20 protein-coding genes, 1 tRNA gene and 1 other RNA gene are annotated in these 20,548 nt (G+C 61.4%); 13 read left to right on the plus strand and 9 right to left on the minus strand.

The features are described from left to right. The first annotated feature begins 12 nt into the window (after window positions 1–12). Window positions 13–921 (plus strand): tRNA glutamyl-Q(34) synthetase GluQRS, encoded by a 909-nt coding sequence (gene gluQRS / locus IRY30_RS00945; RefSeq protein WP_194555541.1) that lies wholly within the window; start codon window positions 13–15, stop codon window positions 919–921. On the opposite strand, the gene IRY30_RS00950 is transcribed toward gluQRS, so the two are convergent. Continuing rightward, window positions 918–1,748 (minus strand): crotonase/enoyl-CoA hydratase family protein, encoded by an 831-nt coding sequence (locus IRY30_RS00950; protein WP_194555542.1) that lies wholly within the window; start codon window positions 1,746–1,748, stop codon window positions 918–920. The genes gluQRS and IRY30_RS00950 overlap by 4 nt on opposite strands. Window positions 1,749–1,837: 89 nt before the next feature. Here IRY30_RS00950 and IRY30_RS00955 point away from each other — a divergent pair, with 89 nt between their 5' ends. From IRY30_RS00955 to IRY30_RS00965, 3 genes are read left to right on the plus strand one after another with little or no spacing between them, the layout of a single operon-like run. Next, window positions 1,838–3,187: a Na+/H+ antiporter family protein gene (locus IRY30_RS00955; protein WP_194555543.1), complete on the plus strand. Its 1,350-nt coding sequence runs from the start codon at window positions 1,838–1,840 to the stop codon at window positions 3,185–3,187. Window positions 3,188–3,226: 39 nt separating this feature from the next. Further along, the gene (locus IRY30_RS00960) at window positions 3,227–3,853 is read left to right on the plus strand and encodes a hypothetical protein (RefSeq protein WP_194555544.1); all 627 of its coding nucleotides are present in this window, start codon (window positions 3,227–3,229) and stop codon (window positions 3,851–3,853) included. After that, complete coding sequence (locus IRY30_RS00965; RefSeq protein WP_194555545.1) at window positions 3,810–4,445, plus strand: hypothetical protein; 636 nt, start codon at window positions 3,810–3,812, stop codon at window positions 4,443–4,445. Before IRY30_RS00960 ends, IRY30_RS00965 begins: the two co-directional genes overlap by 44 nt. 16 nt (window positions 4,446–4,461) lie before the next feature. Here the strand turns inward: IRY30_RS00965 and IRY30_RS00970 are convergent, their stop codons facing one another. Beyond that, window positions 4,462–4,995, minus strand: a complete 534-nt coding sequence (locus tag IRY30_RS00970; protein WP_194555546.1) for a type 1 glutamine amidotransferase domain-containing protein — start codon at window positions 4,993–4,995, stop codon at window positions 4,462–4,464. Window positions 4,996–5,175: 180 nt separating this feature from the next. On the opposite strand from IRY30_RS00970, the gene IRY30_RS00975 reads away from it, so the two are divergent. Continuing rightward, window positions 5,176–5,850, plus strand: a complete 675-nt coding sequence (locus IRY30_RS00975; protein ID WP_194555547.1) for a hypothetical protein — start codon at window positions 5,176–5,178, stop codon at window positions 5,848–5,850. Window positions 5,851–5,906: 56 nt separating this feature from the next. Here the strand turns inward: IRY30_RS00975 and IRY30_RS00980 are convergent. Beyond that, window positions 5,907–5,995: transfer RNA gene (locus IRY30_RS00980), tRNA-Ser, on the minus strand. Between the two features lie 147 nt (window positions 5,996–6,142). Here IRY30_RS00980 and ffs point away from each other — a divergent pair. The 8 genes from ffs to IRY30_RS01020 all read left to right on the plus strand — a co-directional run bounded on the left by ffs (window position 6,143) and on the right by IRY30_RS01020 (window position 13,254). Then, window positions 6,143–6,241: signal recognition particle sRNA small type (ffs, locus tag IRY30_RS00985), an RNA gene on the plus strand. A 71-nt stretch (window positions 6,242–6,312) separates the two neighbouring features. After that, on the plus strand, window positions 6,313–7,602 hold the full coding sequence (locus IRY30_RS00990; protein ID WP_194555548.1) for a PLP-dependent aminotransferase family protein: 1,290 nt from the start codon (window positions 6,313–6,315) through the stop codon (window positions 7,600–7,602). Next, complete coding sequence (locus IRY30_RS00995; RefSeq protein WP_194555549.1) at window positions 7,602–8,252, plus strand: suppressor of fused domain protein; 651 nt, start codon at window positions 7,602–7,604, stop codon at window positions 8,250–8,252. The genes IRY30_RS00990 and IRY30_RS00995 overlap by 1 nt, the downstream gene beginning before the upstream one ends. A gap of 9 nt (window positions 8,253–8,261) precedes the next feature. Continuing rightward, window positions 8,262–10,415: a DNA polymerase III subunit gamma and tau gene (locus tag IRY30_RS01000; RefSeq protein WP_194555550.1), complete on the plus strand. Its 2,154-nt coding sequence runs from the start codon at window positions 8,262–8,264 to the stop codon at window positions 10,413–10,415. Window positions 10,416–10,473: 58 nt separating this feature from the next. Continuing rightward, the gene (locus IRY30_RS01005; protein ID WP_194555551.1) at window positions 10,474–10,788 is read left to right on the plus strand and encodes a YbaB/EbfC family nucleoid-associated protein; all 315 of its coding nucleotides are present in this window, start codon (window positions 10,474–10,476) and stop codon (window positions 10,786–10,788) included. A 3-nt stretch (window positions 10,789–10,791) separates the two neighbouring features. Continuing rightward, on the plus strand, window positions 10,792–11,451 hold the full coding sequence (gene recR / locus IRY30_RS01010; RefSeq protein ID WP_194555552.1) for a recombination mediator RecR: 660 nt from the start codon (window positions 10,792–10,794) through the stop codon (window positions 11,449–11,451). Next, window positions 11,448–11,864 carry a DoxX family protein gene (locus tag IRY30_RS01015; protein ID WP_228502468.1) on the plus strand — a complete coding sequence of 139 codons (417 nt, stop codon included), beginning with the start codon at window positions 11,448–11,450 and terminating at the stop codon, window positions 11,862–11,864. The genes recR and IRY30_RS01015 overlap by 4 nt, the downstream gene beginning before the upstream one ends. A gap of 166 nt (window positions 11,865–12,030) precedes the next feature. Then, a complete protein-coding gene (locus IRY30_RS01020; RefSeq protein WP_194555553.1) occupies window positions 12,031–13,254 on the plus strand; it encodes an HNH endonuclease signature motif containing protein in 1,224 nt (407 codons plus the stop codon). Here IRY30_RS01020 and IRY30_RS01025 read toward each other — a convergent pair. The 6 genes from IRY30_RS01025 to IRY30_RS01050 all read right to left on the minus strand — a co-directional run bounded on the left by IRY30_RS01025 (window position 13,251) and on the right by IRY30_RS01050 (window position 20,529). Next, on the minus strand, window positions 13,251–13,970 hold the full coding sequence (locus IRY30_RS01025) for a type 1 glutamine amidotransferase (RefSeq protein ID WP_194555554.1): 720 nt from the start codon (window positions 13,968–13,970) through the stop codon (window positions 13,251–13,253). The genes IRY30_RS01020 and IRY30_RS01025 overlap by 4 nt on opposite strands. Further along, window positions 13,967–15,265 (minus strand): MurT ligase domain-containing protein, encoded by a 1,299-nt coding sequence (locus IRY30_RS01030; RefSeq protein ID WP_194555555.1) that lies wholly within the window; start codon window positions 15,263–15,265, stop codon window positions 13,967–13,969. Before IRY30_RS01030 ends, IRY30_RS01025 begins: the two co-directional genes overlap by 4 nt. A 25-nt stretch (window positions 15,266–15,290) precedes the next feature. Then, window positions 15,291–16,553, minus strand: coding sequence for a BRCT domain-containing protein (locus tag IRY30_RS01035; protein WP_194555556.1), 1,263 nt, complete (start codon window positions 16,551–16,553; stop codon window positions 15,291–15,293). A 14-nt stretch (window positions 16,554–16,567) separates the two neighbouring features. Next, window positions 16,568–17,419, minus strand: coding sequence for an aldo/keto reductase (locus IRY30_RS01040; protein WP_194555557.1), 852 nt, complete (start codon window positions 17,417–17,419; stop codon window positions 16,568–16,570). Next, the gene (leuA, locus tag IRY30_RS01045; RefSeq protein WP_194555558.1) at window positions 17,416–19,203 is read right to left on the minus strand and encodes a 2-isopropylmalate synthase; all 1,788 of its coding nucleotides are present in this window, start codon (window positions 19,201–19,203) and stop codon (window positions 17,416–17,418) included. Before leuA ends, IRY30_RS01040 begins: the two co-directional genes overlap by 4 nt. 159 nt (window positions 19,204–19,362) lie before the next feature. Then, a complete protein-coding gene (locus tag IRY30_RS01050; protein WP_194555559.1) occupies window positions 19,363–20,529 on the minus strand; it encodes an ROK family transcriptional regulator in 1,167 nt (388 codons plus the stop codon). Between the last annotated feature and the right edge of the window lie 19 nt (window positions 20,530–20,548).

Raw genomic sequence — 20,548 nt, forward strand, 5'->3', positions numbered from 1 at the left:
ACACTGGTGGGGATGAGCACACAAGGATTCGGCCGGTACGCGCCCAGCCCCTCGGGCGACCTGCACTTGGGCAACCTGCGTACCGCCATTCTCGCATGGCTGTTCGCGCAGCATTCCGGGCGCGGGTTTCGCATGCGCATCGATGACATCGATGCTCAACGGTCCTCTCCCGAGTCCGCCACCCGTCAGTTCGAGGATCTCGCCGCGCTGGGCATCGCGTGGGATGAGCCGGTTGCCAGCCAGCAGCAGACCCTGCGGTACTACGCCGAAGCCCTCGCTGACCTGCAACAACGCGGCCTAGTTTACGAGTGCTACTGCTCCCGCAAGGATATCCAAGAGGCCTCCCGCGCCCCGCACGCCATCCCCGGCCGCTATCCGGGTACGTGCCGCGATCTTTCCCCTGCTCAACGTGCAAAACGGCAGGCCGAATTGGCTGCGCAGGATCGCGTCCCCGCCTTTCGTCTTCGTGCCGACGCCACCTCTTTCACCGTCCGCGAATCCTTCTCCTCGGAAGCGGACAACGGCCAATACACAGGCGAGGTGGATGATTTCGTGCTGCGCCGCGGAGGCAACGCGAACCAGGTCAGCCACGCGGATTACGCATACAACCTGGCCGTGGTGGTGGATGACCACCTCGCGGGAGTCGACCAAGTGGTGCGCGGGGATGACCTGCTCAGCTCAGCTCCTCGGCAGGCCTACCTGGCCGAGCTGCTGGGTTACGCACCCGTGGAATACGTGCATGTCCCGCTGGTTCTTGGCCCAGACGGCAAGCGCCTGGCCAAGCGCGATGGCGCCGTGACGCTGCGGGAAATCGGAGCAGAACGCGCGCTGGAGTGGATCAAGGATTCCGTGAGCCTAAAAAATTTCGCGGACTTCGACCCGCAGAAACTTCCCCGAACCCCAGTGACCTGGACTCCCTAAACCCCGCGCTTGTTGTACTTCACGGCTTCGCCAACTCCCTTGGCTTTCGCCGCTGCCTTCTGCGCGATCTTCGTGTTCTTCGCACCCAGCAAACGTGCCTGGCGCAGGCGCTCTTTGAAGAATGTGGCCCGCGGACCCTTGTTCCACGTTTCATCGAACAAGCGCTTGGCATAGGACACGGAATCCGGCGAGCGGGAGACAATCAACCGGGCCAGATCTTCCGCCGCAGCCAGCGGATCCGCGCTGACCTCGCTGACCAGCCCCAGCTCCGCAGCACGCGTGCCATCGAGCTGCTCACCGGTCATGGCCAGCCGCTTCGCCACGTCAATCGGCAGCACCTGAGACAGGGACTGAATGCCGGACATATCCGGAATCAACCCCCACTTTGCCTCCAGAACCGACCACTGGGAATCGGGAGTAGCAAAGCGATAATCCGCCGCCATCGCGATCTGCACGCCACCGCCGAAGCAGTAACCCTCAACAGCAGCGATAACGGGCACAGGTAGGCGTCGAAGGCACCAAGGTCCCTCTTGGAACAGGTTGGTCCCCCGCCACGGACGCGGTGCGAAAGCCTTCGCGATGTCCATCGGGTTCTTCATCACCGTGCCGAAATCCAACCCGGCGCTGAAATTTTGCCCCTCACCGTGGATGATTACCGCCCGGATGCTGCGATCCCCGGAGATCTGCTTGCTCTGGCTCACCAGCGCGCGCAGCATGTCCAACGTCAGTCCGTTGAGCTTGTCTGGCCGATCCAGCTTGAGGTAGACCACATTCGCCAGGTCGCCGGTACCGCGCGTGAAGGTCAGATTTCCCGCTTTATTGTTCATGCCCCCAACCCTAGAAGATCCCCAGCCTTCCCGAGGGTGACCCCGCGAAACTAACTGATTGTCCTGGGGCTACCGTATATTTTCCATTCATGAATGCTGTGCTCATTGCTGTGCTGGTCATGTTGGTACTCGCCGTTTTGCGAGTTCACGTGGTGCTGGCCCTATTTATCGGCGCCCTCGTGGGTGGGTTGCTTAGTGGAATCGGGCTCGACGCCACCATGGTCGCCTTCCAGGATGGACTCTCCGGAGGCGCGAAGATCGCCCTGAGTTACGCGCTGTTGGGTGCCTTCGCCATGGCCGTGGCCAGTTCTGGTTTGCCTACTCTGCTGGCGCGCTGGGTGATGGGCAAGCTGGGTGCGGAAGATGCCGCGACTGTGGGACGGGCGGAATCACTGACGAAGTGGTTGATGATCGCCGGCATCCTGGCGATGTCCGTGATGAGCCAGAACTTGGTGCCCGTGCACATCGCGTTTATTCCGCTGATCATCCCGCCGCTGCTGGGCGTGATGAATCGCCTGCACCTGGACCGCCGCGCGGTAGCTTCCGTGATGACGTTCGGCCTGGTCACCACCTACATGTGGATCCCCGTGGGATTCGGCAATATCTTCCTCAACGAGATCCTGCTGGGCAACATCGAGAAGGCCGGGATGGACACGTCCGGCGTGGATATCGTGCACGTCATGACCATCCCCGCGCTGGGCATGGTGGTGGGTCTGCTGATCGCGGTGTTCATTACTTATCGCAAGCCGCGTGACTACGAGAACTTGCCGATCGCCGATGCCACCGAGCCGGAAACTATTTCCCGCTACAAGATCATCGTCGCCCTGGTTGCCGTGGTGGCCACCTTCGTGGTGCAGGTGATCATGCAGTCCATCGGGACGGAAGCAGATTCTCTGCTGATCGGTGCGCTCACCGGCCTGGCAATCTTCATGCTCACGGGTGCCGTGAACTGGCGCGAGGCAGATGATGTCTTCACCTCCGGCATGAAGATGATGGCGCTGATCGGCTTCATCATGATCACCGCGCAGGGTTTCGCCGCCGTGATGTCTGCCACCGGCCACGTGGAAACCCTGGTGGATTCTTCCGCCGCGATCTTCGGGCAGAACCAGGCAGCAGCTGCGTTTGCCATGCTCATGGTTGGTTTGATCGTCACCATGGGTATCGGCTCATCCTTCTCCACGCTGCCGATCATCGCCACCATTTATGTGCCACTCTGCATGACGATGGGCTTTAGTCCCGCAGCCACGGTTGCCATCATTGGCGCTGCTGGCGCTCTCGGTGACGCGGGATCCCCGGCGTCGGACTCCACGCTTGGTCCTACCTCCGGCCTCAATGCAGACGGCCAGCATGACCACATCCGCGACTCCGTCATCCCGACGTTTTTGCACTACAACATTCCGCTTTTGGTATCCGGCTGGATCGCCGCGATGGTGCTCTAGGATTATCTTCATGCCTCGAACCAAAGGACAGCGCACATAATGAAGCGATCACGATTGTTAGCTCTGACGCTCATTCTGCCCACCACGTTGGCACTCACTGCCTGTGGGAATGACATTTCACGCAACTTGGACGATAGGCGCGAGCAGTACGCGGAATCCTCCATGGAGCAGGTGTTTGGCGGGGATTTCAAGGATTTCTATGTCCAATGCCCGGGTGTGACTGGTGCGGAAGCCTCCACCGCGATGGACATGGAATCCGATGATATCGAGGAAAATTCCGAGGAAGATCCGAAGTACCAGTACGTCTACCTGCGGGGCAGTGATAACGCGCTGGAAGTGAAGTCCGTGAAGCGCGATGACACTGATCTGTGTGGCACGTTCGAATCCTCCAAACCTGAGGCGTTCTCGACTGAATCCACTGAATCCACTGATTCCGCCGATGCACCAGCATCTGCAGAAAACCCACCGAAGCAGCCAAAGGCCGAATACGCTGGGTGGTTGAAGGCAGACACTCCTCTGACCTTCCGCAAACCGGAACGTCACGAGCCGTGGCAGCTGGACACGAAGGTGTTCAACGAGACGGTGAAGGCTGAGCCAAGCCACACTGAGGATGAACAAGCGGATGAAACCACAGGTGCAACACCAAGCGAGACTGTCCAACCTTAAGTGCGTCGCTGCAGCTGCGGCGATTACTTTGACTCTGGCCGGATGCTCTTCGGATTCGGAATCCGAGCAGGCCGGTGAGCAGACCAGCACCGCCACCGTTTCGGAGACGAGCGGATCTGCGCCGAGCTCGGCGTCGGAAACACAAGGCGCTAAACCACAGCCGACGAAGGGCGGGAACGCACCGGCAACCACCTCAAGCAAGGAAACGGTGGCTCCCGGGGGAGGGGGGCAGGGCGGACCTGGGGATTTGGCGGTCAACCCGAGCCAAGTGGGCGGAACCTGCGGAACCACCAATGAGGGAGATGTGGTGAAGGCGGCTGGAGCTACCTCATGCGCCTTCGCGAAGGTGATTTATGAGCGTGCACTGGGTGTGACTTACAGCAAGTGGAGCCCCGACCCCACGGTCACATCGATCCTGCGAGCGGAGGTCACCGCTGCAAGCCCGGCTACCGGAGATGTTTACACGCTGACCTGCACGGTTGGTTCAGACTGGGGAACCATTAGTTGCAAAAAACCAGACGATTCCACAGTGGGAGTGAATATTTCTAACACTCACTCCAAGATCGGGAATCGTCTGGTTCAGGACCAGTAACTTTAGTGCTGGTTTCTTAGTGCTGACCCTCGGCGAATTCTTCCACCAGCTTGGCGTTGAATGCGTCGAGATCATCTGGGGTGCGGGAGGAAACTAGGCCGTTGTCCACGTGCACCTCTTCGTCCACCCAGGTGGCGCCTGCATTGGTCAGGTCGGTCTTCAGGGAAGGGTAAGAGGTCAGGGTGCGACCCTGCAGCACGTTTGCATCGGTGAGGATCCATGCGCCGTGGCAGATAACAGCCAGAGGCTTACCGGCCTCAACGTGCTTCTTCACGATCTCCACTGCTGCCTCATCCAAGCGCAGCTGGTCAGCGTTGCCGGTGCCGCCGGGCAGGATGATGCCATCGAAATCGGTGCCCTTGGCAGCCTCGGTGGTGGTATCCACAGAGACCTTGGAGCCGTTCTTGCCCTCGATGTCCTCGGTCGAGGTGGACACGATGCTCACCTGAGCGCCTTCGTTCTTGGCGGCCTCTACTGGAGAGCTGAGCTCGCTGTCCTCGAAACCATTGGTGGCTAAGACTGCAATGTTCTTGTTTTCTAGCTGTGCCATGGTTGAGCCTCCTGTTTAAGAGATGATTGCTTACGTCATCCGAGAGTAGGCCGAACTCGCAGATTTTGCATGGAGCGGAAAGCTGGGTCCGCACACATGGGGCCTTCAGAACGGGGCAGGAGATATCCTTGAGAGATAACTAGTGGCCACCACCGCAGAGCTGCTGTAACAGGGAGAAAAATGTCTCAGAAAACCCGTGCCTGCGCACTCATGACCATCCCAGTACTCGCGCTCTTCGCCACCGCCTGCACGGCGGATGAGCAGTCGGAGGGGACGTCGGAAACGGTCAGTTCGGCGTCGTCAAATAGCGAGGCTCCGCAACCAACCACCGCAACTTCATCTGCTGCTGCCGTTCCCGAAGAATCGGAGTCCGCAGAGTCCGACGCACCGGGTGCGGATGCCGTGGCGTTGGTGGGCATGTCAGAGGTGAATTCCATGATGTTCACGGGAAATGGTTCCGGAACCCTCGCGGGCACTCGCTTCTCCACTCCGGATGGATCCGTGAAGTGCCACATCACCGTGAGCGCGGCGTGCGTGGTTAATCCGCATGGACCATGGCCAGAGGAAGACCGTGCCAATGATGGTTCCGTTTCGGGCGAACCAAGCGTGATCGGCTGGCACGAAGCGGCCCAGGCGCCGTTTGGGGAGAAGCCGAAAACGTGGGTTCAGCAGGGAACGTGGCCCAACACCGGGGCGAGCTTGCCCATGGAAGCGGGGAATAAAATCGAGGTGACGGTATCTTTCGAGGGGCCAATCTCCAGTGTGACATGCGGTGTTCTCGATGACAGCACGATGGTCTGCGTGGCCGGTGAGCACGGTTTCAAGGTGAGCCCGACAGCCTACGAAAATTGGTGAAACTGCCGCGAGCCAAACAAAAATCCCCCTGAACCCGAAGGTTCAAGGGGATGAAATGGCGGAGGATAGGGGATTTGAACCCCTGAGGGATGTGACTCCCGCACGCGTTCCAGGCGTGTGACATAGGCCGCTAGTCGAATCCTCCAAGCCGAACACTCGAGCCGTGGCTCTCATGTACTCCGGAAAGGTTACACAATGAGCAACCTGGGAGCAAAATCCCTGTTCGGGTTGGGGCGGCGGATTGTTCGAGCAAGGGGTCTTTGTGTCCGTTGCGTAGGTGCGTTAGCATGATGACAGGATTCCGTGCGGCGGTTATCTCATGAACTCCCCCAGGGCAGGAATGCAGCAAGGGTCAGTGAGCTCTGCCGGGTGCGCGGGGTCCCCTTTTTAGTTTCTGCGCCTTGTCTTGGCCGTCACTATGCTGGGTACAGCTACCAAAACCCATAGGGAGGCTGAAAGCCCATGCAGCGTGAAAACATCAACTCAGAAAAGCTTTTTGCTGATAAAGCAGAGATCTCTGCCGCGTATGAAGAACTCCGCGGCGCCGGCCTGAATTTGGACCTGACCCGCGGAAAGCCCAGCGCTGAACAGCTGGACTTCTCTACCGATCTCCTTTGCCTCCCCGGGGAGAATTTCCTTTCTCCCAGCGGGCTCGACGTGCGCAATTACGGCGGGCTGATCGGCATTACCGAGCTTCGCGTGCTCTGGGCTAACCTCCTCAACCTCCCGGCTGATCTGGTTCTGGCCTGTGATTCTTCCTCGCTGAACATCATGTTTGACCTGATCAGCTGGTCCTACACGTTCGGTAACAACGACTCTCCAAAGCCATGGGCTGTGGAAGAGGACGTCAAGTGGATCTGCCCAGTCCCAGGCTATGACCGTCACCACTCCATCACGGGTCTGTTCGGATTCGAGATGCTGACCGTGCCGATGACCGAAACCGGCCCAGACATGGACGCGGTGCGGGAACTGGTCAAGGATCCCGCAGTCAAGGGCATGTGGACTGTGCCAATCTTCGCTAACCCCTCGGGCGTGAGCATCACCCCAGAGGTGGCTCAGGAGCTGGCGGAGATGGAAACTGGTGCTCCAGACTTCCGCATCGTGTGGGATAACGCCTACGCGCTGCACACCCTCACCGAGGAATTCCCGGATGTCATCAACGTGTTGGACCTGGCAGAAAAGGCCGGAAACCCCAACCGTTTCTGGTTCATGACCTCCACCTCCAAGATCACCCTGGCAGGCGCCGGAGTGGCATTCTTCGCCTCCTCCAAGGAGAACCTAGATTGGTACGGCAGCGTGGCCAACGTGCGCGGAATTGGCCCCAACAAGGTCAACCAGCTGGCCCACCTGCAGTTCTTCAACGATGAAGAAGGCGTGCGCAACCTCATGCGCCTGCACGCGGGCTCTTTGGCTCCGAAGTTCGAGCGCGTCATCGACATCCTGCGCACCCGCCTCGGCGAGTACAACGTGGCGCAATGGACCGAGCCCAAGGGCGGCTACTTCATCAGTGTGGATCTGCCAGAGGGCACGGCTTCCCGAGTGGTCGAACTGGCCAAGGAGGCCGGAGTGAGCCTCACCGCCGCCGGTTCCACCTGGCCTCACATGCATGATCCGCACAACAGCAACCTTCGCCTCGCGCCTTCCATGCCAACGCTTGAGCAGCTCGAGGTGGCCATGAACGGTTTCGCCACCTGCGTGCTGGTAGCTGCAATCGAGAAGCTGGAAGCCGAGCAGCAGGGCGCTGAGGCCTAATGAACCAGCAGGAAACGCTGGTGTGGGTGCAAGACCTACTCCCGGGTGAACCGGACATCGCGAGCAGGCAGGTGGGGGAGTCCTTCCCTGCCTTCAACGTGGCGGAAATTTTCTACGTGGATAGCGCCACGCCGGATCGCCCAGAGACCATCGCCATGACTCTGGATGCCAGCCAGATTGAATCCGGTCTGGAAACCGAGGATGGTTCTGACCTGCGCGTGGAGTTCCTCACCATCGTCAAGGGACATTCCTCCACCGCAGGCCAGCTCTTGGCCGCAGCAGCCACCATGGTGGGGGAGAACCCCGCAGCGCGCTCCCCTCAGCCAGGCACTTTCCTCCCAGAGCTCGCGGGATCAGTGGATGAAGCCATCACCGCCAAGCATGGTCTGCTCGTGGTGCCATTCGTGTGGGAAGAGGGAGTGCCGCACGTGCACGAGGTGGCGTCGGAAGGAAAGCGAAGCAAGGACGCTGCCACCGCGAATCTCGAGTTCACCCACCCCGGACGGCTCACCGTGCCTGCACAGCTGGTCATGCTCACCGATGCGGAATATGACCTGGCGCTGCGTGAAGGCTTGTCCGCCGTGCAGCATATGGTGGCTGAACAGGGCGTGGATCTGAACGATATATGGCGTGTCCCGGTGGAACTGTAAGGTAGCTTCGTGGCTCTTTACCGGAAGTATCGTCCCGCCAGTTTCGCGGAAGTGGTGGGCCAGGAACATGTGACTGAGCCGCTGTCCAGGGCATTGGATAGCGGGCAGATCAACCACGCCTATCTCTTTTCCGGGCCGCGTGGTTGCGGTAAAACTTCCTCGGCTCGCATCCTCGCGCGTTCGCTGAACTGCGTGGAAGGCCCCACTTCTACCCCGTGTGGGAAGTGCGATTCTTGCGTGGCGCTGGCACCCGGTGGTTCCGGAACATTGGATGTGACTGAGCTCGACGCCGCCACTCACAACGGCGTGGATGACATGCGCGAACTGCGCGATCGCGCGTTCTACGCTCCGGCGGAATCCCGCTACCGCGTGTTCATCGTGGACGAGGCGCACATGATCTCCAAAGAGGGATTCAATGCGCTGTTGAAGATCGTGGAGGAGCCGCCTGAGCACCTCATTTTCATCTTCGCCACTACAGAGCCGGAAAAAATGCTCGCGACCATTCGTTCGCGCACGCATAACTACCCATTCCGCCTGCTCGCCCCACCCGCGATGCGCGGTCTGTTGGAGCGCGTTGTGGCTGGTGAGGGCAAGAAGATTGAGGATGTCGTCTACCCGCTCGTGGTGCGCGCGGGTGGCGGCTCGCCCCGCGATTCGCTCTCGTTGATGGATCAGCTGCTGGCCGGCGCTGGCCCGGAGGGTGTGACGTACCAGCGCGCGCTGGCGTTGCTGGGCGTGACTGACGCGGCGCTGATCGACAAGGCCGTGGAGGCACTGGCGGAGCAGGACCAGGCATCGTTGTTTGGGGTGGTAGATGATGTTATCGACGCCGGCTACGAGCCCCGCCGCTTTGCCACCGACCTTCTGGATAGATTCCGCGACCTGCTAATTATCAAGGCTGTCCCGGATGCTTTCGAGCGCGGCCTGGTGGATGCTCCCGCGGGGGCACAGGAAGTGCTGGCCTCCGAGGCGCAGGCCTTGGGTCAGGCCACCATCACCCGGTGTGCAGCACTGGTGAATGAGGGACTTTCGCAGATGCGTGGGGCCACCGCTCCGCGCTTGTTGCTGGAGATTCTCTGCGCTCGCATGGCTCTGCCCGCCGCTGGCATGACCGTGGAATCGCTGGCGCAGCGGGTGGAAGCCCTGGAGAAGCGACAGGGCAGCCCATCTGCTGAACAACAGCTAACCCCGATCTCCTCGGGCCGCAAGTACGAGCGCCCCTCCAAGGCCAAGGCTGCTGCTCCCGCCGAGCCAAAGACAGAAGCTGCGCCGACCCCAGAATCCGCGAAACCCGAACCCGTCAAGACTGAGGCTCCGTCTAAACCCGAACCCGCCCCAACCCCAGAACCTCAAGAAGATCCGGTCATCGCGGAGGCTCGCCGTGCCCGCGAAATCATGGACCGCAACCGACAGCCGGAGCCCACGCCCAACGCACAGCGCGACCCCGCTGAAGAGTGGACCCAGCTCCTCGCGCTGACCAAGGAATCCAACCTCAGCGCGTGGATCGCCGCCCGGGATGCGAAGCCCGCTGAAGAGCAGCCCAATGATGATGAGCTGCATGTCCTGCACCACACGGGTGCATTGGCGAAGTTCGTGAATTCTGAGGCCAACCAGAAGATCTACGCAGCCGCTGCCGAAAAGGCAGTGGGCAAGGCTCTCAAGGTGGTGGCATCCACGGGAAAAGCTGAGGCCGCTCCAAGCGGCATCATCCCGCAGGAGACAGGACTAGCACCCCAGGAGCTACGCAATAGTTCGAACAGTGCGTTGGCTCGTGCCCGAGCCATGACGGAGGCGTATGCCCAGCCAAAGCCGAACGCTGCCCCGTCCACAGCGCCGCAGCCGCAGGCTCCCGCACAAGCAGAAAAACCCACCTCCCGCTGGAAAGCCCGCGCCCAGAAATACCGTTCTGAGCAGCAGCATGCCCTAGACAACGGTTTCGATGGCGTCCCGCTGCCCCCAGAACCGCCTGCGGATGAGTGGGACGAGACACCCGCAGAACCGCAGGAGATGCCCGCGGATGAGGCGAGTGTGGCGTCGAAAAAAGAAGAAGATGAACTGCTGGAGCAGATCGACGAAGGCCCAGGCGAGGCTGATCATCGCAAGCCCCTGGATATTGCCGGGGAACTTGTGGAGAAACACCTCGGTGGCCAGCGATTACGCTAAACGGACAGGTACAGTGGCACGAGTACAGTGACACTGTCACCCAAGGAAAGGAAGCCCCATGACTCAGCCAGATATGAACCAGCTCATGCAGCAGGCACAGCAGATGCAAGCGCAACTGCAGGAGGCACAGAAGGAAATTGTCGCTTCTGTGGTGACCGGTGAGGCGGGAAATGGCCTCGTGACCATGGAGATGTTGGGTTCCGGTGAGGTTCAGTCCCTCAGCATTGATCCGAAGATCGTGGATCCAGAAGACATCGAAACCCTGCAGGACCTGGTGCTCGGCGCTTTCACCGACGCCAACAAGAAGCTCCAGGACCTGGCCCAGGAGAAGATGGGGCCGCTGTCGCAGGGTCTGAACGGAATGGGCTTCTAAGACTTGTTCGAAGGTCCATTGCAGGACGTTATCGACGAGTTCTCCAAGCTTCCAGGCATCGGGCCGAAAAGTGCCCAGAGAATCGCGTTGCACCTCCTCGACGAAGATCCCGAGAACGTGCAGCGCTTTCAGAATGTTCTGGGAAGTTTGCAGGCCGGGGTAGCTTTCTGCCGCATTTGTAAGAACATCTCGCAGGAAGAGGTGTGCCGCGTGTGCGCGGATTCCTCGCGCGATAAATCCCTGGTGTGCGTGGTGGAGGAGTCCAAGGACATCCAGGTCATCGAGCGCACGGGCGAGTATCGCGGCCGCTATCACGTGCTCGGCGGGGCGCTGGATCCTCTCGGTGGCATCGGCCCGAAAGAGCTGAACATCACCGCGTTGGTGCAGCGTGTGGGCGGTGCCTTGCCTGACGTGGCCACCTTGGAATTCGACGCCAACAACGAGCCAATCCTCGAGCCCGCACCTGACATCAACGAGGTCATTATCGCCACGGATCCGAACACGGAAGGCGAGGCGACCGCCGCATATCTGGCGCGTCTGCTGCGCGATTTCCCGGGTTTGTCCGTGAGCCGGCTGGCCTCGGGTATTCCCATGGGCGGGGATCTGGAATTCGTGGATGAACTCACCTTGTCTCGCGCTTTTGCTGGAAGGACGAAACTATGAATGCACGGAAGTTGAACACACGGAAGATGAACGCTGAGAAGTGGAACACACGGAAAACCATTTGGGCCAGCGTCTTTGGCGTTGCGGGCGTGCTGCACTTCGCTCAGCCGAAGTTTTTTGACGCCTTGGTGCCCCGCGAATTGCCCGGTGGCCGTCGGGTGTGGACGCATGGTTCCGGAGTCGCGGAGCTGGCTTTGAGCGCGGGGATCGTGGGCACTGCCTTCGCTGATTCCCGACGCTACGATGCCGCCGTGGCCACCGCCGCCACCGCCTTTTTGGCGGGCGTGTGGCCCGGCAACATCAAGATGGCGTGGGATTGGCGCACACAGAGCGCAGTCCCTCGGGCCATCGCGTTCGCACGCGTGCCGATGCAACTGCCCATGATGTATTCCACGTGGAAGCTGCAGGAGTAGTTCTTGCTGGTGGGGCGGGGTTCCTGGCTTTCTGCCGTTACGGATTCGAACGAGTGTTCGATTATTGAATTGTGTTGTCTTGGGTGGCTAGTAGAGTGAGGGCATAACTTCAAACAATCGTTCTATTTCTTGCGGGGAAATGCAAGAGATAGACCACGGGGGAAGCATGAAGACCGCTCACACGTCCACACCACTAAATCAGCCACTACTCACCACTGCGCCTTCGTGGCGCATCCTCGAATCCAGCGATAATCTCAGCCGCGCCGCCGTGGCCCTCAACCAGCAGCACCTCGCCATTGCGCGGATGGTGATGCCGGACTCGCAGGCCTGCGTGAGCGATGTTGCTTCTCGCTTGGGCGTCCGTCTCGGCATCGCCGAACACCGGGCCTTGGCATACGTCGCTATCGGGTTCATGCTGCACAATTTCCCGCGGTTGGCCACGAACCTCGGTCAGGGTCATTTCTCTTTCGATCATGTTCGACGCCTCGCCGATTCACTCGAATGTCTACCCCTCGAGTTCCACGAAGCGGTGGAAACGGACCTGCTCAAGGTCTCATCTCCACGCCGGCCGAACCAAGCCACGCCCTCCGTGCGCCGGGTAGGCCGGCTGGTGCGGGACATCATCGAGGATCACCACCCGCCAGCGCGCCCACGTGACCCCGATGACAAGCCGAAGCCGCAGCCACATGATCGTCAGCTGAGCTGGGATGAGCGGGGTGAGGAGACCACGGACTTCTTCCTCACCCTGGACAAAGCTTCCTCGGAGGAGATCATCCAACTGGTCAAGTCTGTAGCCGCGAAAGAAAACTGCTCGCGCGCAGATGCGCTCATGCGTCTCCTGCGAGGTCAGAGCACCGCGGAGATCAGCCTGAATCTCTACAGCCCTATCAACGGGAAGCGGATATGGGCAGCCGGCCAGTGGCTGGATGCGGAGCGCAGCGCGGAGTGGTTCGCGCGCGTCACCCACACTGTGACTCCCGGCTGGGCTCGGTGCGAGGGCTATCAGCCCACCCCACTCATCCGCGCCAGCGTGATGGGCAGGGACGGGCACTGCCGCTTTCCCGGTTGCGACGTGCCTGCGGAGAGGTGCGATCTCGACCACGTGCGGCGCTGGGATGACGGCGGAGGGGAATCAGAAACCTCAACCGATAACTTGCATTGCCTGTGCCGCAAGCATCACCGGCTGAAAACCGCTGGTCAGTGGGATGTTGCTCTCCATCGGGACGGAACCGAAGTGTGGACCTCCCACGGTGACGGGCACGTGGTGGTCACTGAACCGGGCGGAGTGCTGGGGCGGGAAACTTTCGAGCACCGCGCCATCCGGAGAAGCAAACTCCTCGCTCAGTACAACATTGACCGACTAGACACAGACACGGACTTCCCGTTCTAGAGACGCTCCCGGCGCAACTGCGCCACCTCATCAGAAAGCTGACCAGTCAAAGGAGGCAGCTCGCTCACGTCCACACCCATGGCCCGGGCTAGAAGAAGATCCGCCAGCTGTGGATTTCTGGCCAGAGCGGGGCCGTGCATGTAGGTAGCGATCACAGAACCCTGCACTGCGCCCTCGTAGGACACCTGCTCGCCCTTATCGGTATTGCCGGTGCCCTTAGTCAGGGTGCCGAGGGGACGGGCATCCGCGCCCAAAACAGTGGAGCCCATGTGATTCGCGAACCCCGTGAGCGGTTCGGTCAGCCCATCCAGCTGGGGATTGGAAACAATCTCCCCGATCATGCGCTTGGAAAGGAGATCGGTGGTGGCGTCGATTAGGCCGAGGCCAGCAACTTCCTCACCGGAGGCCGAAAAGGACTGGCCAAGCACCTGCAGACCTGCACAAATGGAAAGAATCGGGCGGCCAGCGTTTGCTGCGCGGGTCAGCCCACCATCGGCAGCGAGGTGCTCGGTGGCGAGTCGCTGGGCAACGTCCTCGCCGCCGCCGACGGTGTAGATATCCAGCGACTCCGGGACTGGTTGGCCCAGGGTGATGCGGTGGATTTCGGCGTCGAAGCCGCGCAGCCGGGCGCGCTGACGCAGGACGAGAGCATTGCCATCGTCGCCGTAAGTGCCGAGGATATCCGGGAGAACCAGGCCAATGTTTAGTGTGCTCATGCTTGCGCCTCCTGTGGGGTGCCCTCGCGGTCCAAAACGCGCTTGAGATCGCGGAAAGCGGTGTAATTGGCCAGCACTTCCACGCGACCCGCGGGGCAGGAGCGGATGGCCTGGATTGTGTCCTTGACCAGCGTGTGATCCACGCCCGCGTAGCCCAGGCGCACGGCAAGATCGGTGCCGCGCTCGCCAGCGGACACCACCTGCAAATCCTCGAAGTTCTCGAAGCGGACGTCCCACAGCCAGGAGAGATCCTGGCCATCGGCGACCTGGCCATTCACGGCGATGACCAGCGAATCAGCGTCGCGATCCACCATGGACAGCGCTTCCTGCCAGCCTGCGGGATTCTTGGCCAGCATCAGGCGCACATCGCGGCCCTCGAAGGACACCACGGAATAGCGACCGGCCACGTTATCCACCTGCTCCGTGGCCCGGATGGCCTGCTGCACATCCACGGACATCGCCGCAGCCGCAGCTACAGCTTGGGTGGCATTGCCGCGGTTGGCATTGCCGGGAAGGCGCAGGTTGAGGGGGTAAATGGTGCCGTCGGGGGAGTGGATACCCTCGTCGGTGATGCGCCACTGTGGCTCGGGGCGGCGGAATTCACTGCCATCCGGCAGAGGCTTGGCCGCGCGCCAATCCAGCACGCCATCCGCGCGGGTTTCGTGGATGATGGCACCTCCGGTGCGCGGGCAGCTGGTGGAATCGCCCACCCAGCCGAAGCCCGCGGACACCCACACCACGTTGGGGGAATCCCAGGCCACGGAGGTCACGCCCACGTCATCACAGTTGGCGATCACGGTCATATCCGGCCGCGCATTCACACAGGCCCGCAGCACGCGCTCGATCTTGTTGATCTCACCCACGCGATCCAGCTGGTCGCGGCTGAGGTTTAGCAGTACCAGCACGGAAGCGTCGAGCTGCTCGGCGATGTTGGGAACGTGCAGTTCATCGACTTCCAGCACCACCAGCTCGGCATCGCGGCCGGCCAGGAGCGCGGAAATCACGCCGGCATCCATGTTGTCCCCGCCCTCGTTGGTGGACACGGTGTGCGCGGTGCGCAGCGCTCCGGCCAGCATGCGGGTGGTGGTGGACTTGCCGTTGGTGCCGGTGATCAGCACCACCGGGCGCTTCTTGCCCAGCGAGGCCATCAAATTCGGGTCGATCCCACCCGCGATCAGGCCGCCGATCATTCCGCCGGAACCACGTCCGGTCTTCCGGCTGGCCCAAGTCGCGAGATCCGCCGCGCTGATCGCGACAGCACTCCGGGCACGTTGCAGGATGTTCTGAGGTTTCACCCGTCCCAGACTAGTTGACCGCGCCCTAGCGACGTTTCCGTGGTCGCCGATTTCCGCTCATCCCCTGGGTCGCCGGGCGCACACCATCTTGCGGGCTCGTGGGCGCAGCAGACTTGGTTCCCGCGGCCACATTCTCCAAAGCATCGAGGAACAAAGCGTCATCGACCAGCGGAATGTTCTTCCGATCCGCATGCATGGCCTTGCCGCGCAGCTCATGATTTGTATTGCACACCACCAGCGAACTGCGCCGGTTGAGCTTCTCCGAATACACCAGACCCGCCGACACGGCCTTGCCGATGATCTCATCTGGATCGCTGCGCACATCCGGGCTGACCACGAATTCCATGCCCTCGACCAGCGGTTCTCCCGTGCGCCACTGGCCGGGATTCTCATGCGGGCGAGGCGCATTAGCGGCATCAACGCGCAGGTTAGAGCGCTGAATGCCAAACTGATCGGCGGTCAGATTCTCCGGATCCAACTTCTCGATCGCACCCGCCTCAGCACCCGCCGCGCGCAGCTGAGCGAGGTGCAGGTGCATGGTCAGGGTGGCGTCGGCCTCCAAAAGGGCATCGGGATCAAGATTTCCTCTATTTATCGACGCCACGGCTCCCACCTCCGGCATGGCTCCCGGCGGCGCGTCAACCACGAAAGGTCCGCGGTTGTACGCCTCCACGATGGCGCGCAGGCGAGAGTCGTAACACTCGAGGGACTGGCGGCGAGCGGTGCCGAGGGTATCGATGATCTCCACGGGATTCGGGGTGGAGACGCGGCGCGCACCCCGACCCCTACCGCGGCCACGACGCCCACGGTTTGCCGCGCGCTTGGTGCGCTTGAACTCATTGGCCAGGAAACCCCAGGTGTAACCCACCTGATGCATCACCAGGGTGCGGCCATCGAGGGCTTCGTGGATGAGCTCGGCGGAACTGGCAAAACCGAGGGATTGGGCGAGATCGCCCGGCTGATAACCGTGGAGGTGCCAGGGGCCGGCGTCCTCGCCAGGGTTGAGATGGCGGGTCCACGATTCCAGCGCTTCCATCCCCGGGGAGAAGAAGACCACGGAGAGCGCCACCAGGCGGGAGGTGGTGGGGTGAATGCCCGAGGTGGAGATGCTCACGGCAGCGAAAGGAGCCTGCTCAGGGGAGGGGAATGTGGCCTCCCGAGGTGGGGCGGGCTGGTTCTGTGGTTGTTGCTGCTTAGGTTGCTGCGGGGCTTGTTGCTGGGTGACAGAGCTAGGCGGCGCCGCGCGACGGTGAGCGGTGCGACGAGGCTGCCTTCGGGTGTCAGTCATGAAAGATGATGTTACTAGAGGCGACTGCGAACCTGAGAGTCCGATTCCACGTTCTCCTCGAGGTGATCCCGGCTGGTGGTGCCGGAGATCACGAAAGTATTCGGGGAATTCTTCAGCAACCACGCCAGACCCACCTGGGTGGGAGTGACGCTGAGCTCTTCGGCCTTGGCCAGGATTTCCGGCTGCTCGGTGACCCGGGGCAGCTTGGCGTAGACGCTGCCGCCCAGCGGGAAGTAGGGAATCCATGCAATGCCGTGCTCCTGGGTGAGCTCCAGCAACGGCTGATCATCCCGGTGGGCGAAGTTGTAGATGTTCTGCACGGCGTCGATCCCGACGTCCAGTGAGCTCTCCACCTGCTCGTAGGACACATGGCTCAGGCCGATGCCCTTGATGAGCCCTTCAGAGCGAAGCTCCGCGGCCACCTCCAGCTGAACCTCGAGAGGCACGCGCTGATCTTCTGGGGCGAGCAATCCGGGGGCCATGTCCATGCGTCGTAAATAAAGCAGATCCAGGTAATCCGAACCCAGGGATTGCAAATTATCCTCGACGGCACGCCTAATATCTGCGGGGTGCTGTGCAGCAGCCATGGGGGCGGGACCATTCGGCGTGGCCTCAGCGCCGGCCTTGGAGGCGATGTGCAGCTGCTCGCGGACATCCCCCAGGGCTTCGTTGAGGAGCTCATTAGCGGTGCCGTTTGCGTAGAACTGGGCAGTATCGAAGTGGCGAACGCCCAGGTCAAAGGCGTAGCGCAGCAGCTCGATGGCTGCGGAGCGCTCGCCGTTCTCCGCAGTTTTGCGGGCCAGCGGGCTCATGCCGTAACCGACGCGAGGAATTTCCCGGCCGCCGAGGGAAAAGGTGGAGATCATGCGCCCTGGGGAATTCCGGCTTTTTGCACGCGGTTCACGGCAGAGGTGATTGCCTTCAGGGAAGCGTAGGTGATGGAGGAGGCGATGCCCACGCCCCACACCTTCACACCATCTACGGAAACCAGGACGTAGGCGGCGGCTTCGGCGTCGTCACCAGAAGTACGAGCGTGCTGGGAGTACTCCTGAACTTCCACGTCCATGCCCAGGGTGTCCAAAGCGTTGCAGTACGCCGCGACCGGACCATTGCCCTGACCCTTGATGGATTGCGTCTTGCCGCGGTACTCGATCAACGCCGTGACCTTGGCTTCTTCGCCCTCGGACTGGCCGCCGTCGACGGTCAGGGAGATGGCCTCCAATGGGCTGACACGATCCAGGTACTCACCGGCGAAGATGTCCCACATGGCCTTGGGGTTGACCTCGCCACCCTCGGCATCGGTGACGGCCTGCACCACGGAGGAGAACTCCACCTGCATGGGGCGAGGCAGATCCAGGTTGTGATCCGTCTTCATGATGTAGGCCACGCCGCCCTTGCCCGACTGGGAATTCACGCGGATGACGGCCTCGTAAGAGCGGCCGATGTCCTTCGGATCGATGGGCAGGTAAGGAACCTCCCAGGTGCTCTTATTGGACTCCTGCAGTGCGTTGAGGCCCTTGTTGATGGCATCTTGGTGCGAGCCGGAGAACGCGGTGAAGACCAGGTCGCCGCCGTAGGGGTGGCGCTCGGGAACGCGCAGCTGGTTGCAGTATTCCACCGTGCGGCGGATCTGCTCGATATCGGAGAAATCGATCTGCGGATCCACGCCCTGGGTCAGCATGTTCAGGCCCAAGGTGACCAGGCAGACGTTGCCGGTGCGCTCACCGTTGCCGAACAGGCAGCCCTCGATGCGATCCGCGCCAGCCATGTAACCCAGCTCAGCAGCGGCCACGCCCTCACCGCGGTCATTGTGTGGGTGCAGCGACAGGATGATGGATTCGCGGTTGTTCAGGTTGCGGTGCATCCACTCGATGGAATCCGCGTACACGTTGGGAGTGATCATCTCCACGGTGGACGGCAGGTTCAGGATCATCGGGTTTTCTGGGGTGGGCTGCATGATCTCCACCACGGCGTCGCAGACTTCCTTGGCGTACTCCACCTCGGTGCCGGTGTAGGACTCAGGGGAGTACTCCCAGCGCCAGTTGGTGTCCGGGTAATCCACGGCGATGGACTTGATCAGCTCTGCTGCATCGGTGGCCAGCTGCTTGATGGCCTCGCGGTCCTTGCGGAACACCACGCGACGCTGCAGCTCAGAGGTGGAATTGTAGAAGTGGACGATGACGTTCTTGGCGCCTTCGCATGCCTCAAAGGTGCGGCGGATCAGGTGCTCACGCGCCTGCACCAGCACCTGGATGGTGACGTCCTCGGGGATGCGGTCGCCCTCGATGATCTCGCGGACGAAGTTGAAGTCTGTTTGGGAGGCGGAGGGGAAACCGACCTCGATCTCCTTGTAGCCCATCTGGACCAGCAGGTCGAACATCCGACGCTTGCGCTCCGGGCTCATGGGATCGATCAGCGCCTGGTTGCCATCACGCAGATCCACGGCACACCACTGTGGAGCGGAATCGATGACCTTATCTGGCCACGTGCGATCCGGCAGGGAGATGTGCTCCACCTCTTCGAAGAAGGGCAGGTAGCGGGAATCCGCCATTTGGGAATTGCGCTGCTTGTTCCAAGCAGGTTGACCAGCGGGAATTTCTCCAGCCGGGGTATCAATAGCGGCCGGTGCAGAAATAAAGGAATCATTCATGATGAAACGGGGCTCCTCGAGCAGTCTGTGGAAACGTCCGGCCGGCAGCACTAACTCCGCGACGAGGTGCCGGTCGGACTAATTAGACCTGAGCCTCGCCGCGGCGCAGAAGAAGAGCGCTGACGCGGAATGAAAACATGCGTTCCACTATAGCGTGCCTCACATTTTCTCGAGGGATATTGGGAGGGACATTGGGTCAGCCCGAATTGCAGCCAGTGCTGTGGCTCGCGCCGCAGAGTGGGTGGATTGAATGTGCCCGGGCTGTAAGCGCAGGTCACGGCCCTTCACCCCTGCGGCAATGCTGGGCAGTAGGCGGGGCACGCCCGTGAAACCCTCGCCGGCCAGCACCACGGACTGGGGATCCACCACATCGGCAGTCATGCTGATGAGCTGAGCCAGCAACTCGGCGCGCTCCTCCAGGAGCTCCCGCGCGATGGGATCAGTGGCGCTCAGCTGATCAAGCTGCTGAATCGAAGAGCATTGCAGCCCCCGAGACTGGGCCACGCGCAAGGTGGTGGAAATGCTCAAGGGGTGAGGGGTGGCGTCGGCAGGAAAAGAAGAAGAACCGAAGATTGCGGTGAAGAAGGAAGGCTGCCTGCCGGTGAACGGACGGTGGACGCGGCCGTTGAAGATCCATGTGTGATTGAGCAGCTCGCGGGCATAAAAATAGAGCGTGGAGGAGGCGGAGGAATGCGCAGGTAGGGGAGTGGCCATCAGCTGATAACCGGCCATCGCTTCCACGCCATGAGAGATGAAAATGTGCTCGGGGTCCAAGGTGCCCGCCCATTGCAGGCCCGGGGTGAGCAGGGCGCGAGCATCCACGTAATCCCAGCCGAAGGCGGCGGAATCCACGTGGGAATGGGCGTCCACGTGCGCGGAAAAGGAAAATCCGGCGGAGTGTAGCGGTGGAGAATCGGGCAGCGCGCGGTAGAGGTGTTCCAACACCCGGCCGATGTGCTCCAGGAACTCTTCGGGGGAATGATCGGCGGCATTGATGTCCAGGGTGCGGTCCTTGAGGACTCGCCCGGCACCGTCGTAGAGAGCCAGATAGGTGTGGCGCAGGCCGATGTGCGCACCGGCGACAAGCAAGTGAGATGCGTCCACGCGCAACCCCTGCGGAGGGCGGCCGCGAGTGGACCCGGAGGAATTAGTGGAGGTGTGCGTGACCAGTTTGCGCTCGGTGAGTGACTGAATGGCGCGGGAAGTGGTAGAGGCCGAGAGTTGCAGCGTGCCCTGGAGATCGATTCGAGAAATGCCTGGTTGCAGCGCTATTTGATGCAGGCATGCCGCCTCCGGTGTGCGGGGGAGCTGAAAATGATCGGGCATGAATTCCTTTGCGCCGCTA

Source organism: Corynebacterium suicordis DSM 45110 (assembly GCF_015351405.1).
GTDB lineage: Bacteria > Actinomycetota > Actinomycetes > Mycobacteriales > Mycobacteriaceae > Corynebacterium > Corynebacterium suicordis.

Excerpts from the sequence above, each read along its gene's own strand:
- gluQRS (WP_194555541.1), top strand. The coding sequence starts at position 13 with ATGAGCACACAAGGATTCGGCCGGTACGCGCCCAGCCCCTCGGGCGAC.
- IRY30_RS00950 (WP_194555542.1), bottom strand. The coding sequence starts at position 1,748 with ATGAACAATAAAGCGGGAAATCTGACCTTCACGCGCGGTACCGGCGAC.
- IRY30_RS00955 (WP_194555543.1), top strand. The coding sequence starts at position 1,838 with ATGAATGCTGTGCTCATTGCTGTGCTGGTCATGTTGGTACTCGCCGTT.
- IRY30_RS00960 (WP_194555544.1), top strand. The coding sequence starts at position 3,227 with ATGAAGCGATCACGATTGTTAGCTCTGACGCTCATTCTGCCCACCACG.
- IRY30_RS00965 (WP_194555545.1), top strand. The coding sequence starts at position 3,810 with ATGAAACCACAGGTGCAACACCAAGCGAGACTGTCCAACCTTAAGTGC.
- IRY30_RS00970 (WP_194555546.1), bottom strand. The coding sequence starts at position 4,995 with ATGGCACAGCTAGAAAACAAGAACATTGCAGTCTTAGCCACCAATGGT.
- IRY30_RS00975 (WP_194555547.1), top strand. The coding sequence starts at position 5,176 with ATGTCTCAGAAAACCCGTGCCTGCGCACTCATGACCATCCCAGTACTC.
- IRY30_RS00990 (WP_194555548.1), top strand. The coding sequence starts at position 6,313 with ATGCAGCGTGAAAACATCAACTCAGAAAAGCTTTTTGCTGATAAAGCA.
- IRY30_RS00995 (WP_194555549.1), top strand. The coding sequence starts at position 7,602 with ATGAACCAGCAGGAAACGCTGGTGTGGGTGCAAGACCTACTCCCGGGT.
- IRY30_RS01005 (WP_194555551.1), top strand. The coding sequence starts at position 10,474 with ATGACTCAGCCAGATATGAACCAGCTCATGCAGCAGGCACAGCAGATG.
- IRY30_RS01015 (WP_228502468.1), top strand. The coding sequence starts at position 11,448 with ATGAATGCACGGAAGTTGAACACACGGAAGATGAACGCTGAGAAGTGG.
- IRY30_RS01020 (WP_194555553.1), top strand. The coding sequence starts at position 12,031 with ATGAAGACCGCTCACACGTCCACACCACTAAATCAGCCACTACTCACC.
- IRY30_RS01025 (WP_194555554.1), bottom strand. The coding sequence starts at position 13,970 with ATGAGCACACTAAACATTGGCCTGGTTCTCCCGGATATCCTCGGCACT.
- IRY30_RS01035 (WP_194555556.1), bottom strand. The coding sequence starts at position 16,553 with ATGACTGACACCCGAAGGCAGCCTCGTCGCACCGCTCACCGTCGCGCG.
- IRY30_RS01040 (WP_194555557.1), bottom strand. The coding sequence starts at position 17,419 with ATGATCTCCACCTTTTCCCTCGGCGGCCGGGAAATTCCTCGCGTCGGT.
- leuA (WP_194555558.1), bottom strand. The coding sequence starts at position 19,203 with ATGAATGATTCCTTTATTTCTGCACCGGCCGCTATTGATACCCCGGCT.
- IRY30_RS01050 (WP_194555559.1), bottom strand. The coding sequence starts at position 20,529 with ATGCCCGATCATTTTCAGCTCCCCCGCACACCGGAGGCGGCATGCCTG.